General features: G+C 70.5%; 12 protein-coding genes. 8 read left to right on the top strand and 4 right to left on the bottom strand.

Annotated elements, in window-relative coordinates; translation table 11 throughout:
* Window positions 1–31: 31 nt before the first annotated feature.
* The 6 genes from NR798_RS09635 (at window position 32) to NR798_RS09610 (ending at window position 8,570) form a co-directional block, all read left to right on the top strand.
* Complete coding sequence (locus NR798_RS09635; RefSeq protein WP_375771149.1) at window positions 32–667, top strand: outer membrane beta-barrel domain-containing protein; 636 nt, start codon at window positions 32–34, stop codon at window positions 665–667.
* Window positions 664–2,190, top strand: a complete 1,527-nt coding sequence (locus tag NR798_RS09630; RefSeq protein ID WP_375771148.1) for a tol-pal system YbgF family protein — start codon at window positions 664–666, stop codon at window positions 2,188–2,190. The genes NR798_RS09635 and NR798_RS09630 overlap by 4 nt, the downstream gene beginning before the upstream one ends.
* Window positions 2,187–5,423, top strand: a complete 3,237-nt coding sequence (locus NR798_RS09625) for a tetratricopeptide repeat protein (RefSeq protein WP_375771147.1) — start codon at window positions 2,187–2,189, stop codon at window positions 5,421–5,423. Before NR798_RS09630 ends, NR798_RS09625 begins: the two co-directional genes overlap by 4 nt.
* 119 nt (window positions 5,424–5,542) lie before the next feature.
* Window positions 5,543–6,028: a hypothetical protein gene (locus tag NR798_RS09620; RefSeq protein WP_375771146.1), complete on the top strand. Its 486-nt coding sequence runs from the start codon at window positions 5,543–5,545 to the stop codon at window positions 6,026–6,028.
* Complete coding sequence (locus tag NR798_RS09615; RefSeq protein WP_375771145.1) at window positions 6,025–6,663, top strand: hypothetical protein; 639 nt, start codon at window positions 6,025–6,027, stop codon at window positions 6,661–6,663. Before NR798_RS09620 ends, NR798_RS09615 begins: the two co-directional genes overlap by 4 nt.
* On the top strand, window positions 6,663–8,570 hold the full coding sequence (locus NR798_RS09610; protein ID WP_375771144.1) for a tetratricopeptide repeat protein: 1,908 nt from the start codon (window positions 6,663–6,665) through the stop codon (window positions 8,568–8,570). Before NR798_RS09615 ends, NR798_RS09610 begins: the two co-directional genes overlap by 1 nt.
* Window positions 8,571–8,674: 104 nt before the next feature.
* Here NR798_RS09610 and NR798_RS09605 read toward each other — a convergent pair whose 3' ends face one another.
* Window positions 8,675–9,430, bottom strand: coding sequence for a class I SAM-dependent methyltransferase (locus NR798_RS09605; RefSeq protein WP_375771143.1), 756 nt, complete (start codon window positions 9,428–9,430; stop codon window positions 8,675–8,677).
* A 258-nt stretch (window positions 9,431–9,688) separates the two neighbouring features.
* Here NR798_RS09605 and NR798_RS09600 point away from each other — a divergent pair, with 258 nt between their 5' ends.
* Window positions 9,689–10,705: an Rpn family recombination-promoting nuclease/putative transposase gene (locus NR798_RS09600; RefSeq protein ID WP_375771142.1), complete on the top strand. Its 1,017-nt coding sequence runs from the start codon at window positions 9,689–9,691 to the stop codon at window positions 10,703–10,705.
* Window positions 10,706–10,734: 29 nt separating this feature from the next.
* Here NR798_RS09600 and NR798_RS09595 read toward each other — a convergent pair whose 3' ends face one another.
* The 3 genes from NR798_RS09595 to NR798_RS09585 all read right to left on the bottom strand — a co-directional run bounded on the left by NR798_RS09595 (window position 10,735) and on the right by NR798_RS09585 (window position 13,132).
* Complete coding sequence (locus tag NR798_RS09595) at window positions 10,735–11,148, bottom strand: hypothetical protein (RefSeq protein ID WP_375771141.1); 414 nt, start codon at window positions 11,146–11,148, stop codon at window positions 10,735–10,737.
* Between the two features lie 12 nt (window positions 11,149–11,160).
* A complete protein-coding gene (locus NR798_RS09590) occupies window positions 11,161–12,168 on the bottom strand; it encodes a hypothetical protein (protein ID WP_375771140.1) in 1,008 nt (335 codons plus the stop codon).
* A 109-nt stretch (window positions 12,169–12,277) separates the two neighbouring features.
* On the bottom strand, window positions 12,278–13,132 hold the full coding sequence (locus NR798_RS09585; protein WP_375771139.1) for an EamA family transporter: 855 nt from the start codon (window positions 13,130–13,132) through the stop codon (window positions 12,278–12,280).
* Between the two features lie 227 nt (window positions 13,133–13,359).
* Between NR798_RS09585 and NR798_RS09580 the strand changes: the two genes are divergently transcribed.
* Window positions 13,360–15,660 (top strand): nitric-oxide reductase large subunit, encoded by a 2,301-nt coding sequence (locus NR798_RS09580; RefSeq protein WP_375771138.1) that lies wholly within the window; start codon window positions 13,360–13,362, stop codon window positions 15,658–15,660.
* Window positions 15,661–15,668 lie beyond the last annotated feature (8 nt).

The raw sequence follows: 15,668 nt of genomic DNA, 5'->3' as shown, positions 1-15,668 counted from the left end.
GCGTCCGGCCGGCCTCCGCCAGGACCGAACCGTGCGATACGCCCTGCTCCTCCTCTCGCTCGTCCTGCCCGGGCTGGCCCGCGCCCAGGCCGAGGCCCTCGAGAACCCCGGTACCGTCTCCGCCGTGCAGGAGCGGCTCTACCGGATGAACCATGAGCTGACGCTCGGCGTGGGCGTGCTGCCCGCCGATGCCTTCTACAAGGGCGTGCTCGGCACCGTCGGCTACACCTACCACTTCACCGACAGCTTCGCCTGGCAGGTGGGCCGGGGCAGCTATAGCTACAACCTGAAGACGAGCCTGCGCGAGCAGCTCGAGCGCGACTTCGACGCCTCGCCCACCAGCTCCGCCTTCGAGGAGCAGGTGCAGTGGATGATGGGCTCGGACCTGGTGTGGAGCCCCATCTACGGGAAGATGGCCGTCAACAACCGCTCGGTGGTGCACTTCAGCGCCTTCCTGCTGGGAGGCGCCACGGTGCTGAAGCTCCAGCGCGCCGACGGCTTCCGTCCCGCCATCAACCTGGGCCTCGGCGTGCGCGTCTTCACCGGCCGCAACCTCTCCTTCCGCTTCGACGTGACGAACAACACGGTGTTCGTGGGCGCCACCCGCCTCATCCAGGTGCCCACGCTCCAGCTGTCCACCGCGTTCAACTTCGGCGCCACGGAATGACTCCCCGCACGCTCCTCGCCGCGCTGGTCTCCACCGCGCTGCTCGCCACGCCCGCGCTCGTCCAGGCCCAGGCGGGTGGTGCTCCGGCGGCCCCTGCCCCCGCTCCCGCCACGAAGGAGGCCGCGCCCGCGCAGGCAGCGCCTCCCCCGGCCGAGAAGGTCCCGGACGCGGTGTTCGACAAGGCGCTGGCGGACTACTTCGCCGGCAACGCGCGCGCCGCCGCCGGGCCGCTCTACACGTGGCTGCTCTCGGCGCCCCGGACGCACGAGAACTACGCCTGGGGCCAGTACTTCCTGGCGCGCAGCCTCATCGACCTGGGCTTCACGCATGCGGGCGGCGTGTACCTGTCGCGCATCGCCCGCGAGCGCACCCACCCCGAGGTGCTGCCCCGCGCCCTGGAGACGCTGCGCGAGCTGACGGACCGGCCGCACGACGAGGTGATGATCGACGAGCAGGTCTTCGGGGCGCTGGACCTGGGCTTCCTCCCGGAGGAGGCGGGCGCCTACGCGCACTACCAGCAGGGGCTGGTGGACCTGCGGGTGGGCAACGAGCGCTGGGCCACCACGCACTTCTCCAAGCTGCCCGAGGGCAGCGCCGAGGCCAGCCGCGCCCGCTACGCGCTGCTCGTCACGCGGCTGCGCGAGGTGAAGGAGCCCAACGACGAGCTCATCGAGGACTTCCTCGGGCTGAGCAAGGACGAGAAGCTCACCCGCGAGTCGCGCAACGAGGCGGCGCTGGCGGTGGCGCGCCTGCGCTACGAGCGCCAGGACTACCCGGGGGCGCTGGAGGCCTATGGGCTGGTGAAGCTGCCGGAGTTGGACCCGGGCCGGGCCACGCTGTACCTGGAGGAGGCGTGGACGCGCTACAAACTGGGCGAAGTGCGCGCCGCGCTGGGCATCCTCACCACGCTGGACGCGCCCTCCTTCCGGGACGAGTTCCTTCCGGACAAGTACCTGCTGCGCGCGCTCATCTACCGGGATTTGTGCCACTACCTGCCGGCCAAGCGCGCGGCGAAGGAGCTGACGCGGCGCTTCGCGGACTCGCTGGAGGCCATCCGTGCCCGCGAGGATCTGACGCAGGACGTGCGGCTGCGCCGGGCCGCGAGCGCGCAGGGGGCCACGAGGCGAGCCGCGCGCTACCTGGAGGTGCTGGAGCTGGAGGGGGAGCGCCTGGGCCGCTACGCGGGCAGCTTCGGCGGGCCGCTCTACACGCACCTCACCAAGACGTATGACTTGGCGCACGCCGAGGCGCGGCGCACCTACCAGGCGCGCCTGGAGGAGTCGGTGCGGAAGCAGGCGGACACGCTGCTGCGCGCGGCCGAGCAGGTGCGGCTGATGGAGTACGAGGTGGGCCTGAAGCTGTACGAGCGGGTGAAGAAGGGCGCCAAGGTGGTGGCGCCGCCCGAGGAGGAGCTGCTGTCGCCCTCGCAGGTGGGCTTCACCTTCGATGGCGAGTACTGGAACGACGAGCTGCGCTCGTACCGCGTCCACCTCGAGAGCCGCTGCATCGAGGAGAACCCATGACCGGCCCCTTGCTGCTCATCGCGGCGCTGCTCGCCGCGGGCCCCGTCAACCCGCTGGCGTCCAAGGCGAAGGAGCGCCAGGAGCTCATCGAGAAGCTCCAGCGCGACATCTTCAAGGTGGACCGCGCCATCGGAGAAACCGAGCGGCTCATCGCCAGGAGCCGCAACGCGCCCTACCTGCCGGACCTGCAGTTCCGCCTGGCGGAGCTGTACGTGGAGAAGAGCCGGTACGTGTACTACCTGCAGGCGGAGCAGCGTCCGCCCGGGGCCAGCGGCGCGCTGGTGTCGCCCGAGACGCGCCTGCTCAAGCAGAAGGCCGTGCAGATGTACTACCGGCTGCAGCGCGAGTGGCCGGACTTCCACGATGGCGACAAGGTGCTCTTCTACCTCGCGCACGAGCAGCGCGAGCTGGGCGCCTTCGACGAGATGCTCAAGACGCTGGACGAGCTGGTGCGCAAGCACCCCGGCAGCCCGCTGCGGCTGGAGGCGCTGCAAATTCTCGGAGACCACCACTTCGACAAGGCGGACCTGGGGCTGGCGGAGAAGCACTACGCGGCCATCCTGGAGGCGCCGCCCTCGCCGGTGCACGACCTGGCCCGCTACAAGCTGGGGTGGATTCGCGTGAACCAGGGCAAGCACGCGGAGGCGGTGCCCTTCTTCGAGGCCGCCGCGGCCAGCGCCCCGCTGCCCGGGGTGGACGTGCAGAAGACGCTCAACGTGAAGCGCGAGGCGCTGTTGGATCTCGTCTACAGCTACACCGAGGCGCGGCCGGCCAAGGGCGCGCTCAACTACTTCGAGAAGCTGAGTGACAGCCGGGCCACCTACGCGCTCGCGCTGGACAAGCTGGGCAACCGCTACTTCATCAAGGCGCAGTACGAGTGGGCCATCCCCGCGCTGCGCAAGCTGATGGAGCTCCAGCACGACCCGGAGATGGACCTGGAGCGGAGCCAGAAGCTGTACGACGCGCTCAAGGCGGCCAAGGGCAAGGTGCTGCCCGAGCCGGAGGATCTGCGCTTCCTGGTGCGCGCGGCGGTGACGAGCAAGACGGACCCGCAGCTGGACGAGGCCGAGCGCAAGAAGCACCTGGTGGAGTTGGAGGAGATGGGGCGCGACCTGGCCACGCAGCTGCACGTGGCGGCGCAGAAGAAGGAGGACAAGGGGCTGTACCTGAAGGCGGCGGCGGCCTACCGCGAGTACCTGGGGCTCTTCCGGCCGGAGCAGTACGTGCGGACGATGATGAAGAACCGGGCGGAGGCGCTCTTCGCGGCGAAGGAGTACCCCGGGGCGGCGCGCCAGTTCGAGGAGCTGGTGCGCTACGAGGAGAAGGCGAAGGACGCCAAGGGCGTGGAGGAGGCGATGTACGGGGCGCTGCTGGCGCACTTCTCCACGGTGAAGCCGGAGGAGGCGCAGCGCCGCAACGCCTTCGAGGTGGCGGACGCGCGGCAGGCGCTCAAGCTGATGGGAGCGGACTTCGTGTCGCGCTACCCGCAGAGCCCCAACGTGCTGGAGGTGAAGTTCAACATCGCCCGGGCCTGGTACGAGGACGGCGAGTTCCCCAAGGCGGCCGAGCTCTTCACCGCCTTCGCACTCGCGCACCCCACGCACAAGGACGCCACCGCGGCGGGCAACCTCGCGCTGGACAGCCTGCGGCAGGTGAATGACTTCAAGGGCATGGAGGAGACGGGCCAGAAGCTGCTCGGCGCGGCGCTGCCGGCGGCCTTCCAGAACGACGTGAAGCGGATTCTGGCCCAGACGCGCGCCGAGGCCCTGGACGAGCTGGCGCTGAAGAGCTCGCAGGAGACGGGCGACGTCATCGAGGGCCTGCTGAAGGTGGCCAACGAGAACAAGGGCGCGGAGCTGGGCGAGAAGGCCCTGTATGGCGCCTTCACGGCGGCGCGCGACAAGAGGGACCTGGGGCGCGAGCGGGAGATTGGCAAGCGGCTGACGGACGAGTACCCGAAGAGCCAGTTCGTGCCGGACGTGCTGCTGACGCTGGGCCGTCACGCGGCGGAGGCGGCGGCCTTCACCGAGGCGGCGGGCCACTTTGAGACGGTGGGCGGGAGGCTGGGAGCGGACGTGGCGGCGGTGGATGGCTGGCTGACGGGCGCGCGGCTGAGGCAGGCGCTGGGCCAGTTCAAGGAGGCCGCGAGGGACCTGGAGGCGGCGGCGGACGTGGCGGGGGCACGCAAGGCGGAGGTGATGGTGCTGCTGGCCCAGACGCACCTGCGGGCGCGGGACTACGTGAAGGCGAAGACGGCGGCGGACGTGGCGCTGAAGCTCGACAAGACGAGCGCGGCGGCGGTGGCGGTGCTGGCCGAGGTGCAGGCCACCACGGCGGTGAAGGAGCCACCGGACGCGCTCATCAAGACGCTGACGGCGGCGGTGCAGGGCCCGGACGGGCAGACGGAGGAGGCGGCCAAGGGCCTGTGGTACCTGGGGGAGATCCTCTACCGCGCGTACAAGGACCTGCCGGCGGACAAGGTGGAGGAGAAGGTGACGGCGCTGCAGGGCCTGGAAGGCATCTACACGCAGGCGGCGTCACTGGGGTACCCGGAGTGGGCGGTGGCGTCGCTGTGGAAGGTGGGACTGGTGTACGCGCACCTGGCGGACGTGGTGGAGGCCACACCGGCGCCGTCGGGAGCGTCGGCGGCGGACGCGCAGGCGTTCCGCAAGGCGGTGGCCGAGCAGGTGGCGCCGCTGCGGCAACGGGCCCAGGACGCCTTCACGGCGTGCGTGTCGCGGGCGGAGTCGCTGGAGGTCTTCAGCGTGGCGGTGCTGGGCTGCCGGACGAAGAGCGACGCGGCGTCGCTGCCCGTGCCGGCGGTGGGAGCGGTGGCGCAACCCGGCTCGCTGGAGGAGCTGCGCAAGAAGGCGGAAGCCACGCTGACGGCGGAGGCGCTGGAGGCGCTGGGCCTGGGCTACCTGGAAGCGAACCAGTTCGGACTGGCGCAGCTGACGCTGGGGCGGGTGACGGAGCTGGCGGACACGAGGGCGTCGGCGCACAACGCGCTGGGCTGGGCGCTGCTGAACCAGGGAGACGCGATGGGGGCGCGCGAGGCGTACGCGAAGGCGCTGGAGGCGGACCCCACGTATGACAAGGCGAGGCTGAACCTGGCGGCGCTGCGCTGCCGTTTCGGAGACACGGAAGGGGCGAAGCGGGAGCTGTCGGTGCTCAAGGACGTGGGGAGCCTGAGTGGCCCCGACGTGGACAGCGGGTGGTCGGCATGCAAGTGACCCGCTCTTCCCAGCACCACACAGCGCCGCGCCCCCCTCCCCTGCCGTGCCCCTCTCCCCTGCCGTGCCCCTCTCCCCTCTCCCTCCGGGAGAGGGACGGGGTGAGGGTGCCCGGACCCGTGCCCTCACCGTGCCCGCGCTCCCGTGCCCCGCTGTTCCTCACCCTGCTCCTCTCGGCCTGTGCCCCCCCGACGCTCGAGGGCAGCGTCACCGAGTACCTGGACCTCACCTACGAGCGGGCGGAAGCCCAGGCCGTGAACAACGAGGTGACGGTGAGCTTCCTGCGCGCCCGAGGCGAGGGAGAAGACACGCAGCTGAAGGTGGCTGCGAGGCTCGAGGGAATCTCGCTGGAGCCGAGGGCGGCGATCGACCTGGCGCAGCGGATGGGCGGAACCACGGCCCCGCAGCGAGGCTCGGTAAGCCGGGGCGTGCTGGAGGAGCCGGTGCGCCCGTTCCCGGAGATTGCCCGGGGAGAGCTGGTGTTCGACGGGTACCTGGACTCGGGGAAGACCGTCACGGGCGAGTTGCACGTCACCTTCGCCACCGGCACCGACGTCTACTCCGGCCGGACCATTTTCGGCCGTTTCGAGGCGACCGTTCCATGAAGCGCACCGTCCTGCCATTGCTGCTGCTGCTCGCCGCCGCGTGTGGCCCCCGCTACGGGATGAGAGTCCCGGACAAGCTGGTGGCGAAGCTGCCGTACGAGACCCGCATCGAGCTGCTGGAGTCGGAGAACGACCTGGCGCTGGCCATCGACAAGGTGGACGAGGCGGGCAACGAGATCCTCCGGGCGAGGGAGTCACTGCGCCGGGCGAAGTCGCGCGAGCAGGCGGCGGAGGACGAGGAGAAGCGCGCCCCGGACGCGGCCTCGCGCGAGGTGGCGAAGCTGGCCATCGACGAGGCGCGGGCGCGGGTGGAGTACCTGCGAGCGAAGCAGCGCCTGAACGTGGCGCTGCGGGACGTGGAGGAGCTGGCGACGCGCTGTGCCTTCGCGCGCTTCGAGCTGGCGCGGCTGCAGGCAGCGCGCAAGGCGAAGGTGGAGGGCAGCGAGAAGCTGGACCCGAAGAAGTACGAGGCGCAGGTGTCCGGGTGTGAGGCGGAGGAGAAGGCGGAGCGGGGAGGGTTGGCGGCGGACACTGCCCAGGAGAAGACAGCCCGGGAGGCATGGGAGGTGAAGAAGGCGGCCCTGGCGAAGAAGACTTTCGACGCACGTGCGAGCCCCTACGTGGAGAACCTGTGATGACGCGAGCCGGCCTTCTCGTCTTCCAGCTGCTCACCGCCCAGAGCCCCGAGCCGGGTGCGGTGCCCCCGGAACAACCGGCCGTGGAGTCCACCCAGCAGGCCGGAGCGCCGGCGGACACGGAGAAACTGTACCGGCTGGGCACGGCCTTCCTGGCGAGGGGCGAGCCGCGCAAGGCGGTGAAGCCGCTGACGAAGCTGGTGGAGCAGGCGCCGGAGTTGATGGCGCCGAAGCTGGCGCTGGCTCGGGCGCTGCGGCTGACGGGTGAAACGGACAAGGCGAAGGCGCTGCTGGAGGAGGCCATCGAGGCCTTCCCGAAGGAGGAGGGGCTGAGGGCGGAGCGGGGGCTGCTGGCGCGGATGCTGGACGAGCGGGACACAGCGATCGCACAGTTCTCGCTGGCGGTGGAGCTGTCGCCGAAGGACGCGGAGCTGCGCTTCAACCTGGGCGAGGCGTTGCAGCGGGCGGGGAAGACGGACGAGGCGATCGCGGCGTACCGGGCGGCGCTGAAGCTGAACGAGACGCTGACGGCGGCGCGGGTGAACCTGGGGAAGGCGCTGGCGGACAAGGGGCTGACGGGCGAGGCGCAGGAGACGCTGCGGGAGGCCACCCGGCAGGCGCCGAAGGACGCGGAGGCGCACTACAACCTGGGCGTGCTGCTGATGAGGGCGGGCCAGCTGGACGGAGCCATCTCCGAGTACGAGAAGGCGCTGGCGGCGGTGCCGAGGCACGCGATGGCGCGCAACAACCTGGGGGTGGCGCTGGAGGCTCGGGGCGAGCACGGGAAGGCGCTGGAGGCCTTCCGCAAGGCGGTGGCGGCGGATCCGAAGTACGCGGAGGCGCACTTCAACCTGGGGATGGCGTACTACCGGAAGGACGATCACATCCGGTCGACGCGGCACTTCGAGAAGGCGCTGGCACTGGAGCCGAGGCGGGCGAGCGGCCCGTACACGCAGCTGGGGGCGAGCTACCTGGCGCAGGGCAAGCGGGACCGGGCAGTGGAGGCCTACAAGAAGGCGCTGGCGGCGAGCGCGGAGGACGGCAAGCCGAACACGGAGGCGTGGCAGGGGCTGGCGAGGGCGTACCTGGGGCTGGGGCGGGTGGACGAAGCGGTGGAGACGCTGAAGAAGGCGGTGGAGGGCTTCCCGGGGGACCCGAACGCGCGGGCGGCGTACGGCGACGCGCTGCTGGCGAAGGGGGACCTGGACGGGGCCATCGCGCAGTACGAGGAGCGGCTGGAGCTGGAGCAGACGTCGGACGCGCGGCTGGCGCTGGCGAAGGCGTACGCGCGCAAGCGGATGGGGACGAAGGCGGCGCCGCTGTACGAGGCGGTGCTGACGGAGGAGCCGGAGAACGCGGCGGCGAAGCTGGGGCTGGCGGACCTGTACCTGGCGATGGGGAACCACGACGGGGCGGAGAAGCTGCTGAAGCCGAAGGAGGGCGAGGAGGCGGAGACGGGGGCGCTGGCGCGGCTGGGCATCCTGCACTCGAGGCGGGGGCGGCCGGACCTGGCGGTGCCTGAGTTGGAGGAAGTGACGAAGAGAGACCCCTCGCAGCTCGAAGCGAGGGCGGAGCTGGGCTTCCTGTACCTGCGAGGCGGAGACAGGAAGAAGGCGGAGAAGGTGCTGGAGGAGGTGGTGGCGGTGGAGCCGAGACACGCGCTCGGGCTGCTCTACCTGGGGCACACGCACTACCAGCAGGGGAACGCGCGGGAAGCGGAGGAGTCCTTCCGAGGGGCGGTACAGGTGGACCCGGCATTTGGCGAGCCGCACTACGCCCTGGGCCAGTTGCTGGAGGCGGCGGGCAAGCTGATGGAAGCGAAGGCGGAGTACGAGAAGGCGGCGGAGTTGCAGAAGGACCACCCGTACGCCGCGGAGGCCGCCAGACGCCTGAGCAGTGCGAAGTAACGCAACCTCCCCTCTCCCCCCGGGAGAGGGACGGGGTGAGGGTATCGAGCCTCCCGGATTCAGTCCCCGTGAAGGCCCGCTGTGTTGCCCATGAGCCGGGGCGGCTACGGCTTGGGGATGATGATCACATCCTCCTCCTGCTCCAGGCGGTACACCCCATCGGAATGCCGGCAGCGCTCGGCGTGCAGGCGAATCTCGTCGTCGAGCCTGCGCACCTCGTCCTGGGAGAGGGCCTTGAGCTTCTCCGCGGTGAAACAGTCCTCGAGCACGAAGAAGCGGCAGAGCGTGTACATCTCCTCGAAGCTGGCCGCGGAGAAACCGTTCATGGTCGCGACGACCTCGTGCGGAATCCGCTTCTCTCGCAGCGTCCCGATGAGCTGCTCGCTGGAGATCACCGTCTCCGTGAAGTCGCGATGCAGCTGGTAGTTCTGCCCGCGGGCGGCGCCGAGGACGAGCACGCAGTACCCTCCGGGGCGCACGAACGACAGCAGCCTGTCGATGAACCCGCCCCAGTCCTGGAGGGGCACGTGGTACAGGACGTGTGAGCAGAGGACGAGGTCATACCGCTCAGGCGACGACCAGGTCTCCAGGGTGTCGTGGAAGATCTTCGTCCTCTCGAGCGCGAGCGCGCCGATCTGCTCCCGATTGGGCTCGAGCAGGGTGAGGGAAGCGAAATGAGGCGCGAGCCGCTCGGCGACCTTGCCCGGTCCCGCGCCGACGTCGAGCAGCGAAGGGCGCTCGGGCAACCGGGGAAGGATGCGCTCCTCGACCACTCGCCCGATGTTTTCGTGGTGCCTGGCGGTCAGCGAGAGGAGGCGAAAGGCCGTGGCGTAGTCTCGCGGTGACATCGTGATGCTCATGCTGGCTCTCCTCGAGGATGGTCCGGCGGCGCTCCGGCTGCGCAGGACGTGGGGGACGGCGGGTGTCGAGCGAACCTTCGCACACCGCGTGGTGATTTCAGCAGCATGAGAGAGGGGCACGAGCCCCGGATGCGGGCCCTCGGGCGAGGTCTCGTCTCCTTCACGAGAGGGGAGTCGCCGAAAGTAGACCCACCTGGACAGACGGTTCCCTGTGCGGCGCCACTGGCCCGCCGCGTGCTTTCTCCGGGGCTGCTCGCCATGTCCGGCCCCCATGATCTCTTCGCCCGCTACACCTTTGGCCAGCCCGAGCGGGCCGCGGCCGAGTTGCGCGCTGCTCTCCCCCCTCTGCTCGTCTCCCAGGTGGACTGGTCCACCCTGCGGCGAGAGTCCGGCTCCGTGGTGGACCCGGAGCTGCGGGAGACCGAGAGCGACCTGCTCTTCTCGGCGCGCATGAGCGGTGGACACCCGCTGCTGCTCTACGTGCTGCTCGAACACCAGTCGTCGGTGGACCGGTGGATGGCACTGCGCATGCTGCGCTACGTGGTGCGCCAGCTGGAGCACTGGCGCAAGGCGAACCCGAGCAGCGAGAAGCTGCCGGTGGTGGTGCCCCTCGTCATGTACCACGGGCCGGACAGCGCCTGGTCCGCCCCCCGCCGGGTGGAAGAGCTCTTCAACCTGCCGGAGGAGACGGAGCAGCAGAAAGGCTGGCGCGCACTCGTACCGCGCTTCGAGTACCTGCTGGATGACCTGACGGCCGAGCGAGCCGAGGCGCTGATGGCGCGTCCCGGTCCGGCCCTGGTCCGGCTGGCCTTGCTGGTGCTGCGCTACGGACGCAGTGCGGAACTGGCCCACCGTCTACCGGATTGGACGGTCCTGTTCGCGCAAGTGCATGCCACCCCTCATGGAGACGAGGAACTGGGCCTGGTCGTCCGTTACCTCTTCCAGGTCGGGGACAAGACCGTCCGCGCGGAGATGAGCCGAGTGCTACATTCCGTCATGGAGACACACCGAGCGGAGGAGCTGATGCGGACCTATGGTGAGGAGCTCATCGAGCAAGGGCGCCTGAAAGGGCTGGAGCAGGGCCGGGCGCAGGGACTGGTGCAAGGCCGGGCGCAGGCGGTGCTTCGAATCCTCACCGCGCGAGGCCTGCACGTCGACGAACAGGCCCGGCAGCGCATCCTGACGTGCACGGACGTGGCCGTTCTCGACAACTGGCTCGATCGAGCCCTGACCGCCCCCACCCTCGCCGGCGTGCTGGATGACCTCACCCAGTAGAGGTGCCCACGACCTCGGGCCTCCTGCGCTCAATCCTGCTGGGTGAGGTACTTCACGAGCTCGTCCTCGTCGTCCGTCACCAGCCGGGTCAAGCCGTCCTTCTTGGCGTAACGCTTGACCTGCAGCAGGCCAACGGCGCTCTGGACGAGCACGCCCACCTTGCGGAAGCCGCCGATCCACCTCAGCCGGACGCGCTGCAGGGCGGCCTCGAACTCGGGATCGTTCCGGCCAGGCGCGGCCCGGATGTCGGCGAGCAACGCGTAACGTGCCCGGCCCAGGTCGTCCAGGGCCTGGATGAGCCCCGCGAAAGCGGCCTCGAGCTCCTGCATGGAAGCGAAAGGCTTGTCGTTGCGATTGGTACGGACGATGCCCAGCCGCTCATCGACGAGGACGGTGAAGTAGTCGTTCCGGAAGACCTGCTTGGGAACGGAAGGGATGCTCATTGCCCTCCCCTTCTACACCGTGAGGGGCTCGGAGGTGAGGGCCTCGGAGCCGGGCGGCACCTCCGCGTCGGGCGAGTCCAGCAGGACCAGCAAGGGAATGGCCGCCCCGGTATCCCCGAAGCTCGCCATGCCGCGCACGGTGCCCTCCACGCGTGAGCCATCGGGCCGCTTGAGGGAGAGCGTCTGCCCCACCCGCACGATGGGCGCGCGCCGGGGAATGCCGGGCGAGAGCAGCACGCCCCGCCCCTGCAGCCGCTGGATGGCGTCCACGGTGAAGAGGTAGCGCTCTCCGCCTCCCGCCCCCACCTGCCGCGCGAAGAAGGCGGCCAGCCGCTCCATCAACAGCATCGCGTGTTGTTGGGCCCGCACCACCCGGGGCGCCTCCCGCTTCAGCAGCTCCTCGGCGGTGAGCCCCACGTGGGCCACGTCCTCCTGCGAGCCACGGACCCAGCGCTCGAACAGGCTCCCATCCACCTCGGGATGGAACTGCACGCCATAGGACTTGCCCACCCGGAAGGCCTGGTGCGGGTAGCGGGCCGTCGAGGCCAGCACCTGCGCTCCGGGGACGGACTCGAAGGTAGAGCCCTGCCAGTGCAGGACGTCGAAGAACTCCTCGAAGCCGGCGAACAGCGGATCCGCCTGCGCCTCCATCGTCAGCGACACCGGGTGCACCCCCAGCACCGGGCCCTTGTCGCCCGGGTGGACGCGGGCGCCCGCCGCGGCGGCGAGCAGCTCCGCGCCCAGGCCGAGGCCCAGGCTCGGCCGGCCCGCCTCCAACCGGCGGGCCAGCAACCGCCGCTCCTCCTCCAGCCAGGGAGCGGCGTCTCCCGCCTGCTGGCCCAGCGACTTCCCCATCACCACCACCAGGTCCGCCTCCGTGTCCTCGGGGTGCGGCTCTCTCGAGCGGACATCCAGGGCGAAGCCCGAGCGCCGCAGTGCGGGGCCGAGCTGCCCGGGACCCTCATCTTCGTCATGGAGCAGGACGACGGCGGTTCGGAGGGAGGGGGGAGGCGCGTTCATGCCGGGAACATTTGCACGCGGGGAGCGGCGTGCAGGGTCCGCACGTCTCCGCAAGGGGGCTCCGGTGCCGCGCTCCATCCTCTGGGTGACAGTGTCGGGCACCGAGCGTTCACGGCCGGGGCCATCCCAGCAGCACCGCCCCGAGCATCACCAGTCCAGCGCCGAGGAGCTGCCGCCGCCCCAGCTTCTCCCCCTGGAGCGCGCCGAGCCCCAGGGCGAAGGCGATGGACGTGTTGCGCAGGGTGAGCACGGCGCCGGTGCCGCTGTGCACCAGGGCCAGGAGCAACAGCGAGAAGGACAGGGTGCACAGCACCCCGGCCACCCCCAGGAGCAGGGGCCGGGCCGTCACCTTGCGGCGCAGCGCGCCCCAGCCCGCCACCTCGCGGCGGCGCAGGAGGACGATCAACGGCAGCGCCACCGAGAGGGACAGGGTGAAGAGGGCCGGAGGCTGAGCGCCCTCGCCCAGGGCGCGCTTGTAGCTGAGGTTGAAGCCGGCGATGCACGCGGCGCTCGCCAGGGCCCAGAGCACGCCCTCGCCCACCGCGCCCCGGGGCAGCACGAGGTTCATCACCGCCATGCCCAGGGCCACCAGGGCCGCGCCGGCCACGGCCCAGGGGGTGAGCTGCTCGCCCAGCCACAGCACGGACACGGGCCAGACGAGCAGCAGCGCCCCACCCCGGGACACCGTGTACGCGAGCCCCAGCGGCGCCCGGCGCAGCGCCCGCGCGAGCGTGACGAGGTAGCCGCTCTCCAGCACGCCGGCCACGAGAGACCAGAGCAGCGCCGCGGACGTGGGAAACGCCGCCCCCTGCAGGCCGAGCGCCCACAGCGCGCCGCACACCACGGTGACGGCGATGACGCCCACCACGGCGGACTCCGGGTCCTCGTGGCGCTTGAGCAGCGCGTTCCACAGCGCGTGGAAGAACGCGGAGGACAGCACCAACACCAGCGCGGCGGGAGTCAAGGCCGCGCACTCCACGCCATCACCTCCGCGACTTCAACCCTTCCGTTCGCCTGCCCGCCCTGCCCCCAGAAAACATGTACATCCAATGCAATGTTTGCGGGCCCCACCCCCCAGGCGCACCGATTGCGCGCACGGAGCGTGGGGGCCCGAGGGGAGAGGGCCTGGAACGGAGCTTGCTTTGGGAGGGAGGCAACCCACTGACACCCTCCTTTGAGGAGCCCCCGGTCATGCAACACCGCAAGCTCTGGTTCGGCCTAGGCGCCGTCGTCCTCGTCTCCTTCCTGGTGCTGGGAGGCCAGGGCGTCCGCATCTCGCGCTCGCTGCCGCCCATCCCCGACAAGGTGGTGACGCCCGACGGCACGGTGCTGCTCACGGGCGAGGCCATCATGCGGGGCCAGAACGTGTGGCAGTCCATTGGAGGCCAGCAGGTGGGCTCGGTCTGGGGCCACGGCGCATATGTTGCGCCGGACTGGAGCGCGGACTGGCTGCACCGCGAGGCCACCTTCGTGCTGGACACCTGGGCCCGGGCGGAGAGCCGCGCCTCGTATGCCGTGGCCCCGGCCGAGCGGCAGGCGGCGCTGCGGGCGCGGCTCGCCGGGGTGATGCGCACCAACACGTATGACGCGAGCACGGGCACGGTGACGCTCGAGCCGGTGCGCGCCGAGGCGATGCGCGTCAACGCCGCCCACTACGCGGACGTCTTCGCCAAGGGCCGCTCGGCCTACGCCATCCCCGAGGGCGCGCTCACGGACCCCGGGAAGCTGAAGGACCTGGGCGCCTTCTTCTGGTGGACGAGCTGGGTGACGTCGACGAACCGGCCCGGGGACAGCGTCAGCTACACGCAGAACTGGCCGCACGAGCCGCTGGTGGGCAACGTGCCCGCCTCGGGCGTGCTGATGTGGAGCCTGGCCTCGGTGGTGCTGCTGCTCGCGGGCGCGGCCGGGCTCATCTGGTACATGAGCGGAAAGAAGGAGGACGAGGAGCTGACGCCGCCCGCGAAGGATCCGTTCTCCGGGATGCAACTCACGCCGAGCCAGCGGGCCACGGGCAAGTACTTCCTGGTGGTGGTGGCGCTCTTCCTGGCGCAGGTGGGGCTGGGCGGCGTGACGGCGCACTTCGGCGTGGAGGGCGCGGGCTTCTACGGCATTCCGCTGGCCAAGTACGTGCCCTACGCGGTGACGCGCAGCTGGCACACGCAGCTGGGCATCTTCTGGATTGCCACGGCGTGGCTGGCCACGGGCCTCTTCATCGGCCCGGCGGTGAGCGGGGTGGAGCCGAAGTACCAGCGCGCGGGCGTCAACTTCCTCTTCGTGTGCCTGCTCATCATCGTGGTGGGAGCGCTCTTCGGGCAGTGGGCCTCGGTGCAGCAGCGGATGGGCAGCGGGGACTACTGGTACTGGTTCGGCCACCAGGGCTGGGAGTACGTGGACCTGGGCCGCTTCTGGCAGATCTTCCTCTTCGTGGGCCTCTTCGTCTGGCTGTTCCTCACGGCGCGAGCGGTATGGCCTGCGCTGAAGAAGCCGGCCGAGGGACGGCCGCTGCTGGTGCTCTTCGTCATCTCCTCGCTGGCCATCGCGTCCTTCTACGGGGCGGGGCTGATGTACGGGCAGCGCAGCCACATGGGGATGGTGGAGTACTGGCGCTGGTGGGTGGTGCACCTGTGGGTGGAGGGCTTCTTCGAGGTGTTCGCCACGGTGGTGATGGCGTTCCTGTTCACGAGGCTGGGGGTGCTGTCGGCGCGCACGGCGGTGCCGGCGGTGCTCTTCACCACCACCATCTTCCTGGTCGGCGGCATCATCGGCACGTTCCACCACCTGTACTTCTCGGGCACGCCGGCGGCGGTGATGGCGCTGGGTGCGACGTTCAGTGCGCTGGAGGTGGTGCCGCTGGTGCTGGTGGGCCGTGAGGTGTGGAGCCACCTCCGCCTGTCGAGGCTGCCGGGGTGGATGGAGCAGTACCGCTGGCCCATCCTCTTCTTCATCGGGGTGGCGTTCTGGAACCTGGTGGGAGCGGGCCTGTTCGGCTTCCTCATCAACCCGCCGGTGGCGCTCTACTACATGCAGGGCCTCAACCTGACGCCGCTGCACGGCCACACCGCGCTCTTCGGGGTGTACGGCATGCTGGGCATCGCGCTGATGCTCTTCACGTTCCGGATGATGCAGCCGGAGGCGAAGTGGAAGACGAAGACGCTGGCGTGGGCCTTCTGGAACCTCAACGCGGGGCTGCTGTTGATGGCGGTGCTGTCGCTGCTGCCCATCGGAGTGCTGCAGACGCAGGCGGCCATCGAGCAGGGGACGTGGTGGGCGCGCAGCGCGGAGTTCATGCAGATGCCGCTGATGGGCACGCTGCGGTGGCTGCGGGTGCCCGGGGACGTGCTCTTCGCGGTGGGGGCGCTGCAGCTCGCGTGGTTCGTGGTGGGCCTGAAGACGGGCTGGTCGCTCGAGCGGGCGGAAGCGCCCCGGACGCAGCCCGAGCCCGAGCGGCTGGGCGCGGCGGCCCCGGCCCACGCCGTCCTCCGGCGCCGCTGAGCCCCACG

The sequence above is a fragment of the Archangium gephyra genome (assembly GCF_042230915.1).
GTDB classification, from domain to species: Bacteria; Myxococcota; Myxococcia; order Myxococcales; family Myxococcaceae; genus Archangium; species Archangium gephyra_B.
The sequence above is the reverse complement of the archived record's forward strand: the minus strand, read 5'-3'. Positions and strand labels throughout refer to the sequence as shown.

What these genes read in the sequence shown, in the direction of transcription:
- NR798_RS09630 (WP_375771148.1), top strand. Translation starts at nt 664, where the DNA reads ATGACTCCCCGCACGCTCCTCGCCGCGCTGGTCTCCACCGCGCTGCTC.
- NR798_RS09615 (WP_375771145.1), top strand. Translation starts at nt 6,025, where the DNA reads ATGAAGCGCACCGTCCTGCCATTGCTGCTGCTGCTCGCCGCCGCGTGT.
- NR798_RS09580 (WP_375771138.1), top strand. Translation starts at nt 13,360, where the DNA reads ATGCAACACCGCAAGCTCTGGTTCGGCCTAGGCGCCGTCGTCCTCGTC.
- NR798_RS09600 (WP_375771142.1), top strand. Translation starts at nt 9,689, where the DNA reads ATGTCCGGCCCCCATGATCTCTTCGCCCGCTACACCTTTGGCCAGCCC.
- NR798_RS09610 (WP_375771144.1), top strand. Translation starts at nt 6,663, where the DNA reads ATGACGCGAGCCGGCCTTCTCGTCTTCCAGCTGCTCACCGCCCAGAGC.
- NR798_RS09605 (WP_375771143.1), bottom strand. Translation starts at nt 9,430, where the DNA reads ATGAGCATCACGATGTCACCGCGAGACTACGCCACGGCCTTTCGCCTC.
- NR798_RS09595 (WP_375771141.1), bottom strand. Translation starts at nt 11,148, where the DNA reads ATGAGCATCCCTTCCGTTCCCAAGCAGGTCTTCCGGAACGACTACTTC.
- NR798_RS09590 (WP_375771140.1), bottom strand. Translation starts at nt 12,168, where the DNA reads ATGAACGCGCCTCCCCCCTCCCTCCGAACCGCCGTCGTCCTGCTCCAT.
- NR798_RS09625 (WP_375771147.1), top strand. Translation starts at nt 2,187, where the DNA reads ATGACCGGCCCCTTGCTGCTCATCGCGGCGCTGCTCGCCGCGGGCCCC.